This window comes from Arthrobacter sp. B1I2 (genome assembly GCF_030816485.1).
Taxonomy (GTDB): Bacteria; Actinomycetota; Actinomycetes; order Actinomycetales; family Micrococcaceae; genus Arthrobacter.
In genome coordinates this window covers 2,575,747-2,593,109 of record NZ_JAUSYC010000001.1, presented here as the reverse complement: position 1 = coordinate 2,593,109, position 17,363 = coordinate 2,575,747, and the positions used below count along the sequence as shown (strand labels likewise).

Genomic DNA, 17,363 nt, shown 5'->3' with positions numbered 1-17,363 from the left:
GTCCCGAAGGTTCCGCGTGTGATCCTCCACTTCGAGCCCGGGTGGATACGCCGCCGGCTGTTCCCACTAGACAAGCTCTCCCGGCTTGGGCGCCTCATCGATTGCAATACGCCGTGAAAGTTTCGTCAGGGCATTTTCAGCATGCCTGAACCGCTGGTAGGTCGTCGCCATAAAGACAAACAGAGAAACCACAGCACCGTAGAGCACGAGGTCCGTGCCACGTCCGATCCCGAGGAATTGCGCCACCCGGGTGAGCGCGTCCGGGAAGAAAACGGACAGTGCCGCGACGACCGCAAAAATCATCAGCAGCATGCGTCGAACGGCAAGGTGCCTGGCGTTGGATCCGCCGCGCATCAGGGCGAGCGAAACCACCATGACGGCAACAACGAGAACAAGTTGAACAATAATTAGCAAACTGGCACCTTGGGCTTGAATACGAAGAGGGTCTACTTAAAGAACAGCTCGGCCACAATGTTGACTGAGTTCAACAGGGATTGCCCCTTGGCCTTGGAATAGTCGGTGTAGATGATTTCCACGGGGTGCTCGGCGTATTTCGGCTTGAGCTTGGCCAACTGATTTACCAGCTCCGATGCGTGGGCCATTCGGTTCTGCGTCAAATGGATGTTGGAGGCAACGTAACGGTTGAAGGCGCGGAGCCCGTTGTGTGCGTCGGTCAAGTTCAGACCTGTTGCCATTCGCGATTGAATGGCCGCCGTCTTGAGAACAAGTCGCTTTGCCGGCGAAAGCTGAGTGCGGTCGTCCAGGAAGCGAGAACCAAGAATAATGTCAGCTTCGCCGGCCCGGACCCGTTCAACCATGGCCCTGGCATCGTCCACCCGGTGCTGCCCGTCGGCGTCGAAAGTGACGACACAATCCAGTTCCGGATCCTGGAGTGCAAACTCGATGCCCGTCTGCAGCGCGGCACCCTGACCGAGGTTTATTGGATGCTGAACCACCACTGCTCCCGCGGCCCGCGCTTTTTCCTGCGATCCATCCGTGCTGCCGTCGTCGACGCAGACGACATAGGGAAACTGCTTTCGCAGCCCCTCGACGACCGAGCCTACGACAGTAGCTTCGTTGTACATGGGAATTACGATCCAGGTGCGACTCACGGGTTCAATTGTTGCATACGGCAGGGCTTGGACTCGGCGCCGGGCGCCGGGCGGCCGCGGGCCAACAAGAGATTGGTAGTTTTGTGAGGGCCCGCACCCTGGTCATGAAGAGTACGTCCTACCCCAGGTATTCTGCCATCCGGCTGAGGGAGTTGGCAGGCTTGAAGCCTGTCCTCTGGATCTTGGACAAATCAAGGACGCTGTTCAAAGGCCTGGGCGCTGCAGCCTTTCCCCGGAAGTACTCCTCAGTGGAAACTCCGGTGACGTCCTCGCGGTGTCCTCCAACGAGTTCATAGACATCCGCCGCTACGTCGGCCCATGACTGCGGGGCTCCATCGTTGGTGAGGTTGTAAGTTCCATAGGGTGCGCCCGTCTGCAGCAAGTGGTCAATGCCGGCAGCAATGTCAGCCGTGAAGCTCAGCCGGCCCACTTGGTCATTAACAACCGAAGGCTTAATGCCACGCGCGGCAAGGGTAGCCATGGTGCGCACGAAATTGTTGCCATCTCCGATCACCCAGCTTGTACGGACAATGTAGTGCCGGGGAACGGTATTGACGATTGCATCCCCGGCCGCCTTCGTTTGGCCGTACACACCCAATGGCGTAAAGGACTCACCCTCCGTGTGAAGGTTCCGGGAACCGTCAAAGACGTAGTCCGAGGAGATGTGGACAAGTGTCAAGTCATGCTCGACGGCGGTCCTCGCCAAGCGCGACACAGCCGTCACATTGTTGGCCCAGGCAGCGGCACGGCCTTCTGGAGTTTCTGCAGCGTCCACAGCGGTATAAGCCGCCGCATTAATGACGGTGGAGTAGTTCTTCCAGTTGCGGGCAGAGAAAGCTTCGGCGCTGGTGACGTCGAACTCACTGCGCCCAGCGAATTCAACAGACGAATCGCCCTCGTACTGCTTCCGCAACGCTTTGCCAAGCTGGCCGTTCGCGCCGAGGACCAGAGTCTTTTTCGGAGGCATAGGCACAACCTCCGACAGTCGCGGGTGAGCCTTGTCCTTTTCAGAAAGCTCTGCCTGCTCCAAAGGGATTGGCCACTGGATGCCGGCTGTCTCATCTGAAAGGTTCAGGAAGGTGTATTGCCCCTGGGCGTCCGCCGACCAATGGTCGTTCACCAAGTATGTGTAGGCGGTGTTGTCTTCCAAGGTCTGAAAGGCGTTTCCAACGCCACGGGGAATAAAAATCGCTTGGCTGGCGTCCAATTCGGTAGTGAATACAGTGCCAAACGTAGGGCCTTCACGAAGGTCAACCCAAGCGCCGAAAATCCTGCCAGTGGCCACGGAGATGTATTTGTCCCAAGGCTCCGCATGGATGCCGCGCGTGGTGCCCGCTTTCTCGTTGAAGGAGATGTTGTTCTGGACAGGACGGAAATCGGGCAGGCCGAGGGCCACCATCTTTTCACGTTGCCAGTTTTCCTTGAACCAGCCGCGGTTGTCCCCGTGAACTGGTAAATCGTAGACAACCACACCGGGGATTGGCGTTTCGTGGGCTGCCAACTTCTTCGAAAACTCGATGGACATCTTCTACTGGCCCTGTTCCTTGTACTTTGCTTCGGTGGCTGCTTTCTGGGACCGCCACCAGTCTTCGTTGTCCCGGTACCAGGCGATGGTGTCCTCGATGCCGGCGTCGAAGTTGGAGAACTCCGGTTCCCAGCCCAGCTCGTCACGGAGCTTGGTGGAGTCGATGGCATAGCGCAGGTCGTGGCCGGGACGGTCCACCACGTGGTCGTAGGCGTCCGGAGACTGGCCCATGTGCTTGAGGATCAGTTCAACAACGTCTTTGTTGTTCTTTTCCCCGTCCGCACCGATCAGGTAAGTCTCGCCGATCCTGCCCTTGGCGATGATCGCCAGTACCGCTGAGGAATGGTCGTTGGCGTGGATCCAGTCCCGGACGTTCTCACCCTTGCCGTAGAGCTTGGGCCGGATTCCATCAATGATGTTGGTGATTTGCCGCGGGATGAACTTCTCCACGTGTTGGTACGGCCCGTAGTTGTTCGAGCAGTTGCTGATAGTGGCCTGCAGCCCGAAGGAGCGCACCCACGCGCGGACCAACAGGTCCGAGCCGGCCTTGGTGGACGAGTACGGGCTGGAGGGGTTGTACGGGGTTTGCTCGGTGAAGCGTCCCGGGTCGTCCAGCTCCAGGTCGCCGTACACCTCATCAGTGGAGATGTGATGGAAGCGCTTGTGGTGCTTCCTCGCGGCCTCGATCAGCGTGTAGGTGCCGATAATGTTCGTGTCAAGGAACGGGCGTGGATCCTGCAGCGAGTTGTCATTATGCGATTCAGCGGCGTAGTGAACAACTACATCCGCCTCCGCTACCAGCTGGTCCACCAGTTCAGCGTCCGCGATGTCGCCGTGGACAAACGTGAACCGTTCTTCCGGAAGGCCACGCAGCGACTCCTTATTCCCCGCATATGTCAGCTTGTCGAGAACGGTGACATGGTCATCGGAATTATGAAGAACATAGTGGACAAAATTGGAGCCGATGAAGCCGGCACCGCCAGTGACAAGGAGATTCTGCATTTACATAGCCTAACGTGCTGCAGCCGGCGGCCTCAGTGACGTAGATCCCGTCGAACTGGTCGGGTTTGCCGGTGCTGGTTGGCGCAGGCAATGATAGACCCTATGCGTGGAATCATTCTGGCCGGCGGCACGGGCTCACGGCTGCACCCAATTACTCTTGGCTCGAGCAAGCAACTCGTACCCGTCTACGACAAGCCAATGATTTATTATCCACTCTCAACGCTGATCTTGGCTGGCATAAAAGACATCCTTATCATCACCACTCCCCACGACGCCGAGCAGTTCGAACGACTGCTGGGCGATGGCTGGCAATTCGGCATCAACATCACTTATAAACAGCAGCCAAGCCCCGACGGACTGGCCCAAGCGTTCATTCTGGGCCAGGAGCACATCGGAAGTGAACCCGTAGCCCTCGTCCTGGGCGACAACATCTTTTACGGTCAAGGTATGGGGACGCAGCTGCGGCGATTTAAAGACATCGAAGGCGGAGCCGTATTTGGCTACTGGGTGTCGGACCCAACTGCCTATGGTGTCGTCGAGTTTGACGAACAGGGCACAGCCATATCTCTGGAGGAGAAACCGCTCAAACCGCGGAGTCACTATGCAGTACCTGGGCTCTACTTCTATGACAATAACGTCATCGAGATCGCCAAGAATCTCCAGCCGTCGGCGCGCGGAGAGCTGGAAATAACCGACGTCAACCGGACTTATCTGGAGCGGGGACAGCTAAAAGTTGAGATCCTGCCCCGCGGCACAGCGTGGCTGGACACAGGAACGTTTGACTCGCTCAATGACGCGTCCAATTTCATCCGGACGGTTGAGCACCGGCAAGGTCTCAAGATAGGCGCGCCCGAAGAAATCGCCTGGCGACTGGGCTTCCTGAGCGACGACGACCTGCGAACGCGTGCGGAACCGTTAGTCAAGAGCGGCTACGGAAGCTATCTTCTGGGGCTGCTCGGCAACACCCCGAGCTAAACGCAACTCCTAAAGCTGGGGGAACTTTCCCGGCATGGACGGCAGCGCCTTCTACCGACGCTGGACGCCCCTCCATACGCCGGTGGAGAGATTGTGAAGGAACTTCTCAACGATTCCCCTCAGTATTCGATGCTGCATGCAGGGAATGTTCCGAAAAGAAGGGCTACTTGCACGCAGTTAGCTCATAGAGCTTGGCTTCTCCCTCAGAATCGATAAGTCGTGCAACCCCATTCTGTGCCAGGTGGTCCAGCCCACGATACCCATGGTCGGCGCCATGGACTTCACGGTGGCCAAAGTCGAGTACATATTCGACTTTGAGGCGCTTCACATCGGAACAGATAGAGGGGTCAGCGGCAGCCTCGTTCAACTCATCGATGATCTTTTTCGCGCCGGGCGGCATGTCACCGTTCATATGCGGCTGAAGAACACGGCGCCCGCTAAAGGCGTAGGCCAGCGCACTACCATTCCAAGGATTGTCGGCGATAACCGCGTCTTCCGGTACCTTGCTGTCGATCCTGTCGATCAGGGTTAATTCGTCGGTCGAGATTAGCGGTGAATCATCCGTCAACTGGTAGCTGGGAACCGCTGAATTTACTGCTTCACGGAGATTTGCCTGCTGCGTCGAGACTATGAGTAAGGCGCCGGCCACGGCTGCCGCGACAATAGTAGAGGCCGAACCGCCCAGCGTTGTCCGGCCAACTCGTGCTTGAACGACCCGTAGCGACAATTTTTCCACGGTCGGCACGGCGAGTCTGTCCCAGCATGCCACAGCACCAATCGTGGCCAGAGGCAAGGTCACCAGGGGTAGCAGTGACGCAAGCCGGGGTGGGTCGTTATACCAAACTCCAGTGATGAACATTCGCACTGGTCCCGCCGGGAATGATGCAACAACGATAAACAAACCGGCAGCCACAAAGTACGAGCCAAGCAGCCACAATCGGGACCGGCTATTGATAAGGATCATAATGCCTGCGACCGACAGTAACATCACGGTCCACGACACCCGGGCGGCCAATAGCAGAACTGGTGAGCACTTCGCCAATGGCCCTTCCGGTGCTCTCGATGGGTGGCCAAAAAGCAGCCTCTTCCAGGGGCCGCAGTTTCTGCCACAAAAGCACGAGAACCCCGGAACCGCCGCCTAAGGCAGCAAGCATACCTACCAGCGCCGGCCATGACCTTGGGGAGTCTCTAAAGAACTTGGCACTGCTCCGACCCCACGAAAACAGCAAAGGGGGAACCATAAATGCAAGGAACGCCATGATGCTACTCGGGTGGGCAAGCGCCATCCCGGGCAGAACTGCCACAAGGACAAGCCCTTCCATCCAACGCGATTCCAGGGGCTCCCTCCCCAGGCCGAGAAGTCGAATGCCCAAGCCGAACGCGACGGGAATCAGCGCATTGCCCAAGAAATTTGGATAAAGCACACCGAAGTCGATAAGCAGAAGCGGAAAAGCCCCAAATGCCCCAGAGAGGATTCCCGCCGTAACAGTCACCGATGCCCGAGGACCTGCTATCGTCCGGGCCAGAAACATACAGCCAAGTGGCCAGACAAGGGAGGCAACCACAAGATTCACGGCGTTGACAGCCACGGGTATCTCAACGCTGGTCACGGTCGCAAGGAGGGCAACGATGTCGTGCCATGCCCCGGGATAGAAGGAACCACCCGTCATTGAACTGATATTCAGCGAGGAAGCGGAGCCCGTCTCCTGGATGTAGCGAATGGCGTTCAAATGGAAGACGTTGTCAAAAGTCTGAGAAAAAGCCCCAGGCCGTCCCACTACCTGAACGACGCGTCGCCCTACAAGAAAGGCGGCGACAAGGACGGCTGCGGCGCACCACCCCGCACTACGCCAGTTGATAGCGCCAAGGCTTAACTTCTGCCCTCTTAGTATCAACCTGGTCAGTACGAAGGCGAAAGCCCCGATCAGCAGGGTCAGCGCTAGAACTGGCACCGGCGACCAAGGCAGATTCACCATCGGCGCCAACACCGCGGCAACCGACACTAACGTAACCGTGATGGCCGGGCTCACAGCTAGCAGCGAGAATCCCCAAAGCCGGCCGGCGAAGGCAACCACTGTCCCCGGAATGTAGAGAATAGCCACGGCAGCGACGACTACAGGGGCCATAGATATCCAGGACAAAGGAAAATCCTCCAGGTTTTAGTTCAAGAGCGTCGCCGCGCCAGCTGCCTGATTGCAGTTAATATTTCGAAAACGACCCGCGGGCCGACAACAAACGGCTTAATGTTGGTTTGCGGACCTGAGGGCAGACACTGCCTCGTCGATTGGACCATCGAAGACGACGTTGCCATGCTGGAGGACAACGCCGCGGTCACAAATACGGGACACCAGCTCGAGGTCATGGCTGACGACTACGAGCGTCTTGCCTGCTGCAGACAGCTGCTTGATCTTGTCAAGACATTTGCGTTGGAACGGCTCATCGCCAACCGCAAGGATCTCGTCGACCAGGAAGACCTCTGGATCAGTGTGGACTGCCACCGAGAAAAAGCCAGGCGCAGGTACATCCCGGAGGAGTAGAACCTGACCTCGGTATCGATGAACTCTCCGATTTCGGCGAATTCAACTATGGAGTCGAACTGTTCGTTGATTTGGGCTTCGGTCATTCCCAGGATGGCGCCATTCAGGTACACATTGTCCCGGCCGGACAGGTCGTGGTGAAAACCGGCGCCGACCTCAATCAGTCCGGCCACCTTACCCCGCGTACGGACAGTCCCGGTATCGGGAAGCATCACGCCGGAGATGTGCTTGAGTAGGGTTGATTTGCCCGAGCCGTTGAGACCGAGCAACGCCACCGTTTCACCCTGCTGCACCTCAAGGTCTACGTCGTGAAGCGCATGGAACTTCTTGGAGAGATCACCCTTGCGCCCCGTGAAGAGCCACACGATGGTCTCCTTGAGGGACCTCGTATGGCGCAGCACGAATTGCTTGTTAACCTTATGTACTTCGATTGCCACCGGCATGTTAAAGCTCCTGCGCGAAACGGCCCTCAAGCCTACGGAACGTCCACTGCCCTATGAACAGCAGCAGGAACGCAACTACAAGCCCCACGGGTATCCACAAGGACAGCAGATTCGGCGGGATGGGGGCGGAACCGTCGGTTGTGGGGAGCCAGAATGCATAGTGGAAGGCTTCGACACCGATCGTGATCGGGTTGACCTGGTAGACCGAGTACCAGCCTTCGCCAAGCTTGTCCCGCACCATTGTCCATGCGTACATAACCGGAGACGCCCACGTGGCCACCATCAGCAGCATGTCAACGATGTTCTCGAAGTCCCGGAAGTAGACGTTGGCAGAGCCGAACAGCAGCCCCAACCCGGTCGCGAGCATTGCGACGATGATGAAGCCGGCCGCCGCCGCAGCCAGCTGAAGCACCGAGGGCTGCCAGCCGACAACGAGACAGGCGGCCACGAGGACCGCCAACTGCGGCACGAAGTGCACTGCCGACACCCAGACAGAGGCAACGGGAAATAACTCCCGGGGCAGATAGATCTTCTTGATCAGCCCGCCGTTGCTGACGATAGACCGGGCGGCGTTGCTCAGGGCTTCCGTGAAGAAGTTGATCAGCACGATGCCTGAAAACAAGTAGATGGCGTAGTTGGCGAGACCATCGGGGTTCCGGGGACTCCGTTCCAGGCCCAGGAAGACACCCAACGCAATGTAGAACACGATGAACTGCACACCCGGCTTGACGTAGGACCACAGGAGCCCCAGGACGGAACCGCGGTAGCGGATCTGCAGTTCCTTGCGCACCAGCAGCTTCAGCAGGAAGCGCTGCCTGAAAACCTCGGCGAGCCCGCCGCCCACGCCAGGGCGGACAAGGGCGTCGGACCCGCCGTCGGTACCGACTGCGGTCACTTCTGCTCCGGTGTCTGCTCTGCGGGCTTTTCAGTCATGGCGTCAAAGGTCTGCTTCCAGGCCTCAGGGGAGGTGAACTGGGGCAAGGCCTCGGCGTAAACCTTGGACAGCTTGTCCCAGTCACGCAGCAACTGCTGGTGCAGCTTGAGGCTGCGCGCCATCATGGTCCGGAACTGCTCGGGCTGGCGCTTGTACCAGGCCGCACCGGAGCCGTCAGCCGAGGATACGATCGCGGAGTCCAGCTGCGACAGACGCCACCAGCGCGCATCCATGGCCGGAACCAACGCCTCGGGGTGCTCCAAGGCGCCGGGGCGGACACCCTGGACCTGGCGGATGCCGGCGGTGGCGGCGGTGGCAAGGGCGTTCAGGATCGACTTCGGTGCGGTGGGCTTCTTGCCACGGCGGGGCGGCTTGACCCGCTTCACCTGGGGGAATCCGGAAACTTCCTTGGTGATACGGGCGTCGTCAAACTCAGCGCGCCGCGCGCGGATCTCAGGGAGCTTGGTCTTGATCGTCTCATGTAGATGCGATGGACCCTTAAGGAGGTCCTCGAGCGCGTCGAGGCGAAGCTCCACAGCAGAATACTGCATTGAGAGCAGGTGCTTTACATCCACCATGAAACTCATCCGCGGCAGGATGCCGCCCTTCTTATAGGGCGAGTAGACAAGCGCGGCGAGCCAGCGGTTGCGCTGGTGGAAATAGGCCTGCCAGTCAATCGTGTCGTCCTTCTCGGTCCAGGGCATGTGCCAGACTGCGGCCCCGGGAAGCGTGACGGTCTGGTAGCCGTGACGGCGGGCGCGGATACCGTATTCGGCGTCGTCCCACTTAATGAAAACAGGCAACGACAAGCCGATCTCGCGCACGATACTCGTGGGCACCAGGCACATCCACCAGCCGTTGAAGTCAACATCGATCCTGCGATGCATCCAGGGCGTAGTCCGCAGGTTGCTCGCGGAGAAGTCATGGCCCTCGCGGGTGCTCTCGACCGCTCCCCAGAAGAACTTGTACTCGTTGATCTCCTCACCGAACGTGTGCATGACGGAGCGCTCATAGAGGTTGAACATGTGGCCGCCGACGATTGTAGGCTTCCGGGTGAAGTCCGCGAAGTTAATCGCGCGGAGCACGCCCTCCGTTTCGATGATGACGTCATCGTCCAGCAGCAGCACGTACTTGCTGCGACCATCCTCGACGGTCTCGTGCATGCCGCGGGCAAAACCGCCGGAGCCACCCAGGTTCCCCTGCTCTATAATGGCGAACTTGTCGCCGAGCCGCGCAGCGGCCTCGGCGTAGCCGTCCTGGTCCCGCACTTTCTGGGTGCCCTGGTCGGTGATCAGCAGCCGGTCCACGACCTCAAGGAGTTCCGACGACTCCGCGAAGGTGGTGAGGTGCTTCACGCAGTAGTCCGGCCGGTTGAAGGTGGTGACTGCCACCGTGGCGGTTCCAGGCACGAACCCCTCAGGCTTGCGAACGGACCACTCGGCGCCCGTGAGCTTGACTGTCTCAGAGCCGGCAATGAGGTCGAACCAGTACCACCCGCCGTCGCCGAAGTTGGCCAGCGGCAGCACGACATCTGCCGGTGTGCCTGCGTCGACGCTGATGCTTTCCACCCGGTTGGAAGTACCCCGGGCGGTAGACCGATATATCACCACTGTTGCCGGAGCGTCCACGTCCACGGTGAGCCGGACCCCGGACACGTCAGTGTGGGCCCGCCAGTAACTGGCGGGAAAGGCATTGAAGTAGGTGCCGAATGAGACTCTGCGGTACGCCGGCAAATGCAGTTGCCGCCGGTTGTCGAGAAAGTCGGTCCTGATATTGGTTCCGGCGGTTGCGACAGCGGGAAGATTCGAACCCGCTTTCGACTCTGAATCGTCGGAAACCCGCTGTGCAGCGTTGAAATCCACGTACAAAGGCAACGTGTCAGCGTCGCCGTCAGTAGGTAGTACAACCCTATGCACGGTTTGCCACTCACCAGTCACCACGATTGACCTTTCCTCGCCAGGGGCTTCGGTTGCCAGGCTCATGCGTCCACGCCTCCACTCTCAAGCTTTACGCCGCTTTCGTAATGCGGCCGGATCTTGTTGTCGAACATGCTCAGCGCGGCGCCGATGGCCATGTGCATGTCCAGGTACTTGTAGGTGCCAAGCCGTCCGCCGAACAGGACATCCTTCTCAGCCGCGGCGAGATCGCGGTACTTGAGGAGGCGTTCCCTGTCGGCGGAGGTGTTGACCGGGTAGTAGGGCTCGTCACCCTTCTCGGCGAAACGCGAGAACTCACGCATGATGACCGTCTTTTCGGTCTGGTAATCGCGCTCGGGGTGGAAGTGGCGCGGCTCGATGATCCGGGTGTAGGGGACCTCGGCGTCGTTGTAGTTCACAACGGACGTGCCCTGGAAGTCACCCATCTCAAGGACTTCTTCCTCGAAGTCGATGGTGCGCCAGGACAGGTCACCCTCGGCGTAATCGAAGTACCGGTCAACCGGGCCTGTGTAGATGACGGGGATGTTGCCAACGACCTTGTTCTTGCTGTACTCGTGGGACTCATCGAAGAAGTCGGTATTGAGCCGAACCTCGATGTTGGGGTGCTCCGCCATCTTTTCGATCCACGCGGTGTAGCCGTTGGTCGGCAGGCCCTCGTACTTGTCGTTGAAGTACCGGTTGTCATAGTTGTAGCGCACGGGAAGCCGGGAGATGATACCCGCCGGCAGGTCCTTGGGATCCGTCTGCCACTGCTTGCCGGTGTAGTGCTTGATGAACGCTTCGTACAGCGGGCGCCCAATGAGCTGGATTCCCTTGTCGTTCAGGTTTTGCGGGTCCGTTCCTGCCAGTTCCCCGGCCTGCTCCTGGATGAGTTCCCGGGCCTGGCCGGGTGTGAGGTTTGCCCGGAAGAACTGGTTGATGGTGGCCAGGTTGATGGGCAGTGAATAGACCTCGCCCTTGTGGACGCCATAGACCTTGTGCACATAGTCCGTGAAGGTGGTGAACCTGTTGACGTATTCCCACACCCGCTCGTTCGAGGTATGGAACAGGTGGGCGCCGTACCGGTGGATCTCAATCCCGGTCTGTTCTTCCTTTTCGCTGTACGCGTTTCCGCCGATGTGATGGCGACGGTCGATGACGACGACCTTCAAGCCGAGCTCAGTGGCGGCCTGTTCTGCGATTGTCAGGCCAAAAAAGCCGGACCCTACGATGACGAGGTCAGCGGTCACAAAATCTCCTGGTTCGAATGCGGGCAGCGCAAGGGTGCGCATTGTCTGCTGCACTAGCCTACCCGAGGGACTGCAGGGCCAGTCGAATCAGCCATCCGCCTGTGTTCCAGCACACAGAGTGACATTAGGAAAGGCGCAGCACTCCGCCGTCCTCTACGTAGGCGTCTCCCGTGCTCGGGCATATCCACTGCCCACTCTCCTGCCTGAGTGGGTGGCCCGCCTTCCCGACCCACCCGATTCGGCGCGCGGGAACGCCCGCAACAAGGGCAAAGTCCGGGACGTCCTTGGTGACGACAGCGCCTGCCGCCACCATTGCCCACGCGCCAATGGTGACGGGTGCTATGCAGACGGCCCGCGCGCCAATGGCAGCCCCATGCCGGATGGTGACACCCACTTTGTCCCAGTCGTCCTCCATCTTGAGGGTGCCCTCGGGAGTTACAGCGCGGGGAAAGATGTCATTGGTAAGCACCACTGCCGGGCCAATAAAGACACCTGCCTCAAGCACTGCGGGCTCGTACACCAGTGCGTAATTCTGGACCTTGCAGTTCTCCCCCAGGACCACCCCGGGGCCGATGTAGGCTCCGCGGCCAATGACGCAGTTCTCCCCCAGGCGGGCCGCCTCCCTGATCTGGGCCAGATGCCAAATCCTGCTGCCCACCCCTACGTGTGCGCCGGGGTCAACGTCCGCGCTGTCAGCGACCGTGCTCAAAGCGGACTCCTTCGCTGCTGTCGAACCGCCTTCAGAGGTCCGGTGTGTAGCGATCCTAACCGCAACCGCCCCCTCGCAGCAGCTGTCCGCCACGGTTTATCCACATATGCGTCGAAGCCTATGTGGCGCTTTGCCTCCGGTCGCTAGCGTGGAAGGACATGCACGAAGGATCCGCACCCATGACACTGCAATGCACCCTGGTGAACGGCCCGGGATCATCCCGACACGAGGCTCCCGTGGAACTTTCCATTGATGCGCCGGAGGGCACGGCAGGCCCCGTGATCCACGAGCAGTTAGTACAGAAGTTCGGTGCCGGCACCGTAACCGTCGATGGGAAGGATCTGCATTCCCTCGTCCTCGGGGTTCCGCCGCTGGTGGACGCGGCGGTCCTTGTCGACGGCGGGACGGCGCCTTTGAGCCGACGTCCCCGGCGCCGGCCGGCGGCTGAAGCTGCGGCTCCCCTGGCCCTTGCCATCTCCGGCGGAGCAGCAGCGGGAACTGTCGTTCCGTTACAGCGCGGCAGCTACAGCATCGGCCGGAGCGGCACGCGGATTGTCATCCCGGACCCGGAACTGTCCCGTGAACACGCGCGTGTGCTGGTCACGGACACGGAAATTGTGTTGATTGACCTGGACAGTGCCAACGGCACGTATGTGGACGGTGAAAGGATCCGGAGCACCGTCATCTCCACGGACTCCACCATCAGGTGCGGGCAATCGAGCTTGTCGCTGGTGTTTGCAGACGGGCCCGGGCGGGTCCTCGGGGATGCCGGAAAGTCAGTGGTGGAACCCATCGTGGTCCCGGGCCGCGTCGACACAGGAAACCGCGCGGTGCTCCTTCTGACGGCGGTTCTCCCGCTGGCAATCGGTGTGCTGCTGGCCGTGTTCACGGGAATGTGGATGTTCCTTGCATTTTCCCTGGCGTCTGTATTCTCCGTCCTGGTGCCCGCCATCAGCGGGCGACGGCAAAGGCGGGAATTGTCAGCTGCGGTGAAGGCCGCTGTTGAGGAGGACATGGAACGCCGACGGCGGTGCGCCCCTCCCCTGTCCCTCGTCGCCTTGGCAGCGCGTCAAGATAAAGAGACGGCCAGGTCGGGCTCCGACGGCGACGGGGTCTGGCTGCGGCTGGGCCAGGCAGAACAGGCCGCTAACGTCCGGATTGAAGCGGCAGGCGCTGCCGGGACGATCCCACCGGCAGGAATCCTCCCGGTTGTGCTTGACCCGGACCGGCCGCTCACCACCGTGGGGGGCCCGCGGTTTGCCACCGACGGCGCCGTCCGGTCCCTTCTCATGCAGCTGGCGGCGTATCCGCTCGCAGGCAGGACGCAGGTCGTCATCCATGGGCAGCCCGGAGGCCTTCCCCTCGCGGCCCGGTATCTCCCCGGAGTGACGCTCACTGCAACACCGGAGGCAGGCCTCAACATCGTCAACAGCAGCAATGCGCAGGCCTGCGAGCGCGCCGTCCTGTTGATTCGAGGGGAAAGCTCTGCAGCAGCGGCTGAATACTCGGTCCGTGCAGCAGCGCTCCAGCGGGGGTGGCAGGTTCTTCATTTCCTGCCTGAAGACGGGGAACGGCCTGCACCTGACATCGTCCTGTCCGAGCGCAGGTCTGTCCTGCTGCAAAACCACCGCGAAACCGTATTTGTCCCGGATCTGGCACCGGAGGAAGTGTTTACCAGTTTCTGTCGGAGCATGGCAGGTGCCCGGCGCCGGGACACGGAGCAGGTGAGCTCCGTCCCCGCCACTTGCAGCCTTGACAAAGTCCTGCCACTGACGCCCGCCGCTACCACCGACCGCTGGGACACCAGCGCGGAGACCGAAGGAATGGCCGTACCGTTGGGCCTCAGCGCGTCCGGAACCAGGATTCTGGACCTCCAGTCCGACGGACCCCACCTCCTGGTGGCGGGAACCACCGGCTCAGGGAAGTCGGAACTGCTCCGGAGCCTCACACTTGCACTCGCCCTGAGCTACCCGCCGGAGCGGGTCAACTTCTTCTTCATCGATTTCAAGGGCGGTTCAGGTCTTGGTCCGCTCAGCAACCTTGTCCATTGTGTGGGACTTCAAACAGATCTTTCCGCCTCGGAAATGGAACGGACACTGACGTCGCTTCGCGCCGAAGTGCAGCTCCGGGAGAGGTGCCTTGGCGCGGCACGTGTCCCTGATATCAACGCCTACCGCTCCACGCCGGCAGCCAGGGACTTTGTCCTCCCCCACCTGGTTATCGTCATCGACGAGTTCAGGATGCTGGTTGACGATGCGCCGGAGGCGCTCCGTGAGTTGCTGAGGATAGCGTCGGTGGGGCGGTCCCTGGGCCTCCACCTCGTCATGGCAACGCAGAGGCCACAGGGAGCGTTGACAGCAGACATCCGCGCAAACGTCACCTCCAGCATCGCCCTTCGAGTGCAGTCCGACATGGAATCGGTCGACATCATCAATTCCAAGAGCGCGGCGGCAATCAGTGTTGACGCTCCGGGCCGCGCCTTCCTGGTGCGCGGGACGGAGGCGGCCGAGGAGTTCCAGGCGGCGTCCCTGGGGTCCGTTTCAGATGACAGTCGGCCCGGTGACGTCACCGTCCACCGGACGATGGATTTTCTTACCCGCCACCAGGCTGGCCCGGACGTCGGGCGAGCCCCTGTACCAACTCCCGCTCAATTAGTGGAACCAATGGCTGCCATGGTGAGGAGTCTGTGCGCTGGGCAGCAGAAACAAGTCCCTAGAAGACCTGTCGCCCCTCCCCTGCCGGACGTACTGGATGAACCCGCTCCGGTTGGGCTCACCTCCGGTTCAAAAGGTCCCGACCCGGGGCACCAGGAACCCGCAGGCCAGGTTCGCCTCGGCGTGATGGATGTGCCCATGAAGCAAAAGCTGGAGACCCTGGTCTGGAACCCTGCCCACCATGGCCACGCAGCGTTCATTGGCGGTCCGGCCTCCGGCGCCGGAGCAGCCCTGGAACTGGCCGTGTACAAGCTGATGGCCAGTCCCGGGGAGAGCCACTTCTACTTCCTGGATGCACCGGGGAATCTTCTGGGGCTGGCGAACGAATCCCGGACCGGCTCGCACGCCGGACTGCACGACCTGCGGCGGGGAGTCCGCATTCTCGAGCGGCTTGCCCGGGAACTGGAGCACCGGCTGAGCCAACAAGCCGCCCAGCCCGTACCTCTCGTCCTCGTCATCTCTGGCTGGGGATCCTGGGTTTCGGCCTTCCGGTCGGGACCGTTGGCCTGGGCCGAGGATCTGGTTCAGGACCTCGTCCGAGACGGCGCGAGGGCAGGGATCACGCTGCTGGTCCACGGGGAGCGTGAGCTTGTCACGGCCAGGTTCTTTGCCGCACTTCCCAACCGCTTCTACTTTCCAGCCTGGTCCAACGAGGAAAGCCGTGCCATGTGGCCCAGAATGCCTGCCACTGCCGCCGTCCGGGGAAGGGCTGTAGCCTTCGGCCCTCTCTCTGGCGGCGCCCCGGTTGCCTGCCAGTTCTACCGCTACCCCGCCCCGGACGGGGCCGGCAGAAGCGGCGCCCGTCATCCGGCTGCCGCGTCGCCGCCTTTCCGCGTGGAGCCCCTCCCCACCACAATCACTGTCCGGCAGGTCGAAGCGTTGATGGCGCCGGCGGGAAGACAGCCCGCATCAGTACCGTCTCCACCAGGCCGGGCACCATCGGAGGGCTCACGTCGTGCCGGAGGACCGGGTACGGCCGGGCGGCAGCGCGATGTTGTCGTGGGCGTGGCCGGGGATGAGCCGGCCCCGGTGTCCCTGCGGATGCCCGGCGGCGGAGTCACGGCGATTCTTGGCAACCCAGGAAGCGGCAAGAGCAACACCCTGCACGCACTGGCGGCACTCAATCCAGCGCAGCCATGGTGCACCTGTCCTGTGCCGTCAGAGACAGCGGGAGATTTTTGGAAGGACTTGCTGGTGCAGGCGGAGGGAGGTGCGGTGCCCCGGGAAACCGTGCTGCTGGTTGACGACGTCGACCTGCTGGCCCCGCCGGTGTTGGGTGCTCTGGACCAGCTGAACGCCTTGGGCCACTCCCTGGTGGTCACTGCCGGTTACAGCCCAATGATCTTCCAGCGCGTTCCGCTGATCATGAACGCCAGAGCCGGAGGTGCCGGGGTTCTGCTGGGCCCGCGTTCGATGGCTGACGGCGACTTGTTCGGTGTCCGGTTCGAAGTTGAAGTTAATTCCCCGCCGGGGCGCGGTGTCCTCATTTCAAGCGGGAAGTCCTGCCCGTTGCAGGTGGCGTGGGCGGGCGTAACAGGCTGAGCCTGCCCGCGCCCCAAGGGGACCCGCAGGGCAACCGGATGCCGCGGAAGGGTGCCGGGTATCAGGTCAAAGGGCAGGAGGTGCGCTTCCGGTCCGGGAGGCATGGTCGATGACAGTGCGGGAGAACAGGAGAACGATGACGGTAACCGCGGGAACAACCATGGCCAGCCCGGCAAGGACCAGGCCGCTGGTTAAGGCCGGTACCCCTACGGTCAGGACGAACAATTGGGCCACCAGCGCAGCCGCCCTGGTCCACCGGTAGCCCCTGTAAAGAAAGACAGCCACGGCATACAGCCAGGCGGAAAAAGCCAGCAGGAGGCCCAGCGTGAAGACGGCACCCCAGAACGACAACACGGGGCTCCCGCTGAGCAACTCGTAGCCGTACCATCCGGCCGCAGTGAGGAGAGCCGTCGCCTCAACAGCAGCAACCAGTGCCACCACCTTGGCCGCGGCCGGGACGGTGTCCGAACGACCTCCGTCCGAACGGTCAGGCCCGTTTCGGGGCTCGTCAGGAGAAGATGGGGAACCTGCTGGATTTACCGGGGGTCTTGACACACTGGCACCCTACCGGACATAGTCGGAGACTGGTGAGGGCGGGTGCCGACAGTGTGATGCATCGCTCAGGTTTCAACGGATATCAAGCGTTATTACCCCTTGTTTACATGGCGTTAACATGACAGGCTTGATCCAGATGACCAAGGGGG

The 17,363-nt window shown here is 61.0% G+C and carries 13 protein-coding genes and 1 pseudogene; 2 read left to right on the top strand and 12 right to left on the bottom strand.

The genetic code is table 11. The annotated features are described in order from the left end of the window. Window positions 1-66: 66 nt before the first annotated feature. The 4 genes from QFZ57_RS12100 to rfbB all read right to left on the bottom strand — a co-directional run bounded on the left by QFZ57_RS12100 (window position 67) and on the right by rfbB (window position 3,639). Complete coding sequence (locus tag QFZ57_RS12100) at window positions 67-414, bottom strand: DUF2304 domain-containing protein (RefSeq protein WP_306630665.1); 348 nt, start codon at window positions 412-414, stop codon at window positions 67-69. A gap of 32 nt (window positions 415-446) precedes the next feature. After that, window positions 447-1,085, bottom strand: coding sequence for a glycosyltransferase family 2 protein (locus QFZ57_RS12095; RefSeq protein ID WP_306630664.1), 639 nt, complete (start codon window positions 1,083-1,085; stop codon window positions 447-449). A 145-nt stretch (window positions 1,086-1,230) separates the two neighbouring features. Continuing rightward, the gene (locus QFZ57_RS12090) at window positions 1,231-2,637 is read right to left on the bottom strand and encodes a bifunctional dTDP-4-dehydrorhamnose 3,5-epimerase family protein/NAD(P)-dependent oxidoreductase (protein ID WP_306630663.1); all 1,407 of its coding nucleotides are present in this window, start codon (window positions 2,635-2,637) and stop codon (window positions 1,231-1,233) included. Between the two features lie 3 nt (window positions 2,638-2,640). Further along, the gene (rfbB, locus tag QFZ57_RS12085) at window positions 2,641-3,639 is read right to left on the bottom strand and encodes a dTDP-glucose 4,6-dehydratase (RefSeq protein WP_306630662.1); all 999 of its coding nucleotides are present in this window, start codon (window positions 3,637-3,639) and stop codon (window positions 2,641-2,643) included. 102 nt (window positions 3,640-3,741) lie between these two features. Here rfbB and rfbA point away from each other — a divergent pair, with 102 nt between their 5' ends. Continuing rightward, the gene (gene rfbA / locus QFZ57_RS12080; RefSeq protein WP_306630661.1) at window positions 3,742-4,614 is read left to right on the top strand and encodes a glucose-1-phosphate thymidylyltransferase RfbA; all 873 of its coding nucleotides are present in this window, start codon (window positions 3,742-3,744) and stop codon (window positions 4,612-4,614) included. A gap of 163 nt (window positions 4,615-4,777) precedes the next feature. Here rfbA and QFZ57_RS12075 read toward each other — a convergent pair whose 3' ends face one another. The 7 genes and pseudogenes from QFZ57_RS12075 to QFZ57_RS12045 form a co-directional block, all read right to left on the bottom strand. After that, window positions 4,778-5,578, bottom strand: coding sequence for a DUF6541 family protein (locus QFZ57_RS12075; protein ID WP_306900446.1), 801 nt, complete (start codon window positions 5,576-5,578; stop codon window positions 4,778-4,780). Then, the gene (locus QFZ57_RS12070) at window positions 5,562-6,716 is read right to left on the bottom strand and encodes a DUF6541 family protein (protein ID WP_306900444.1); all 1,155 of its coding nucleotides are present in this window, start codon (window positions 6,714-6,716) and stop codon (window positions 5,562-5,564) included. Before QFZ57_RS12070 ends, QFZ57_RS12075 begins: the two co-directional genes overlap by 17 nt. Before the next feature lie 138 nt (window positions 6,717-6,854). Continuing rightward, window positions 6,855-7,594 (bottom strand): annotated as a pseudogene (locus QFZ57_RS12065) (ABC transporter ATP-binding protein). A gap of 1 nt (window position 7,595) precedes the next feature. Further along, on the bottom strand, window positions 7,596-8,489 hold the full coding sequence (locus QFZ57_RS12060; RefSeq protein WP_306630658.1) for an ABC transporter permease: 894 nt from the start codon (window positions 8,487-8,489) through the stop codon (window positions 7,596-7,598). After that, on the bottom strand, window positions 8,486-10,510 hold the full coding sequence (locus QFZ57_RS12055; protein WP_306900442.1) for a glycosyltransferase: 2,025 nt from the start codon (window positions 10,508-10,510) through the stop codon (window positions 8,486-8,488). The genes QFZ57_RS12060 and QFZ57_RS12055 overlap by 4 nt, the downstream gene beginning before the upstream one ends. Then, the gene (gene glf, locus QFZ57_RS12050; RefSeq protein WP_306630656.1) at window positions 10,507-11,694 is read right to left on the bottom strand and encodes a UDP-galactopyranose mutase; all 1,188 of its coding nucleotides are present in this window, start codon (window positions 11,692-11,694) and stop codon (window positions 10,507-10,509) included. Before glf ends, QFZ57_RS12055 begins: the two co-directional genes overlap by 4 nt. A gap of 124 nt (window positions 11,695-11,818) precedes the next feature. Beyond that, entirely contained in the window at window positions 11,819-12,403 is a 585-nt protein-coding gene (locus tag QFZ57_RS12045; RefSeq protein WP_306630655.1) for an acyltransferase, read from the bottom strand. Between the two features lie 179 nt (window positions 12,404-12,582). On the opposite strand from QFZ57_RS12045, the gene QFZ57_RS12040 reads away from it, so the two are divergent. Beyond that, window positions 12,583-16,659 (top strand): FtsK/SpoIIIE domain-containing protein, encoded by a 4,077-nt coding sequence (locus QFZ57_RS12040; protein ID WP_306900438.1) that lies wholly within the window; start codon window positions 12,583-12,585, stop codon window positions 16,657-16,659. 66 nt (window positions 16,660-16,725) lie between these two features. Here the strand turns inward: QFZ57_RS12040 and QFZ57_RS12035 are convergent, their stop codons facing one another. After that, window positions 16,726-17,214 carry a hypothetical protein gene (locus QFZ57_RS12035; RefSeq protein WP_373461236.1) on the bottom strand — a complete coding sequence of 163 codons (489 nt, stop codon included), beginning with the start codon at window positions 17,212-17,214 and terminating at the stop codon, window positions 16,726-16,728. Window positions 17,215-17,363: the final 149 nt, after the last annotated feature.

Coding starts and splice junctions, on each gene's coding strand:
- rfbA (WP_306630661.1), top strand. CDS start 3,742: ATGCGTGGAATCATTCTGGCCGGCGGCACGGGCTCACGGCTGCACCCA.
- QFZ57_RS12040 (WP_306900438.1), top strand. CDS start 12,583: ATGACACTGCAATGCACCCTGGTGAACGGCCCGGGATCATCCCGACAC.
- QFZ57_RS12055 (WP_306900442.1), bottom strand. CDS start 10,510: ATGAGCCTGGCAACCGAAGCCCCTGGCGAGGAAAGGTCAATCGTGGTG.
- QFZ57_RS12090 (WP_306630663.1), bottom strand. CDS start 2,637: ATGTCCATCGAGTTTTCGAAGAAGTTGGCAGCCCACGAAACGCCAATC.
- QFZ57_RS12095 (WP_306630664.1), bottom strand. CDS start 1,085: ATGTACAACGAAGCTACTGTCGTAGGCTCGGTCGTCGAGGGGCTGCGA.
- QFZ57_RS12075 (WP_306900446.1), bottom strand. CDS start 5,578: ATGATCCTTATCAATAGCCGGTCCCGATTGTGGCTGCTTGGCTCGTAC.
- rfbB (WP_306630662.1), bottom strand. CDS start 3,639: ATGCAGAATCTCCTTGTCACTGGCGGTGCCGGCTTCATCGGCTCCAAT.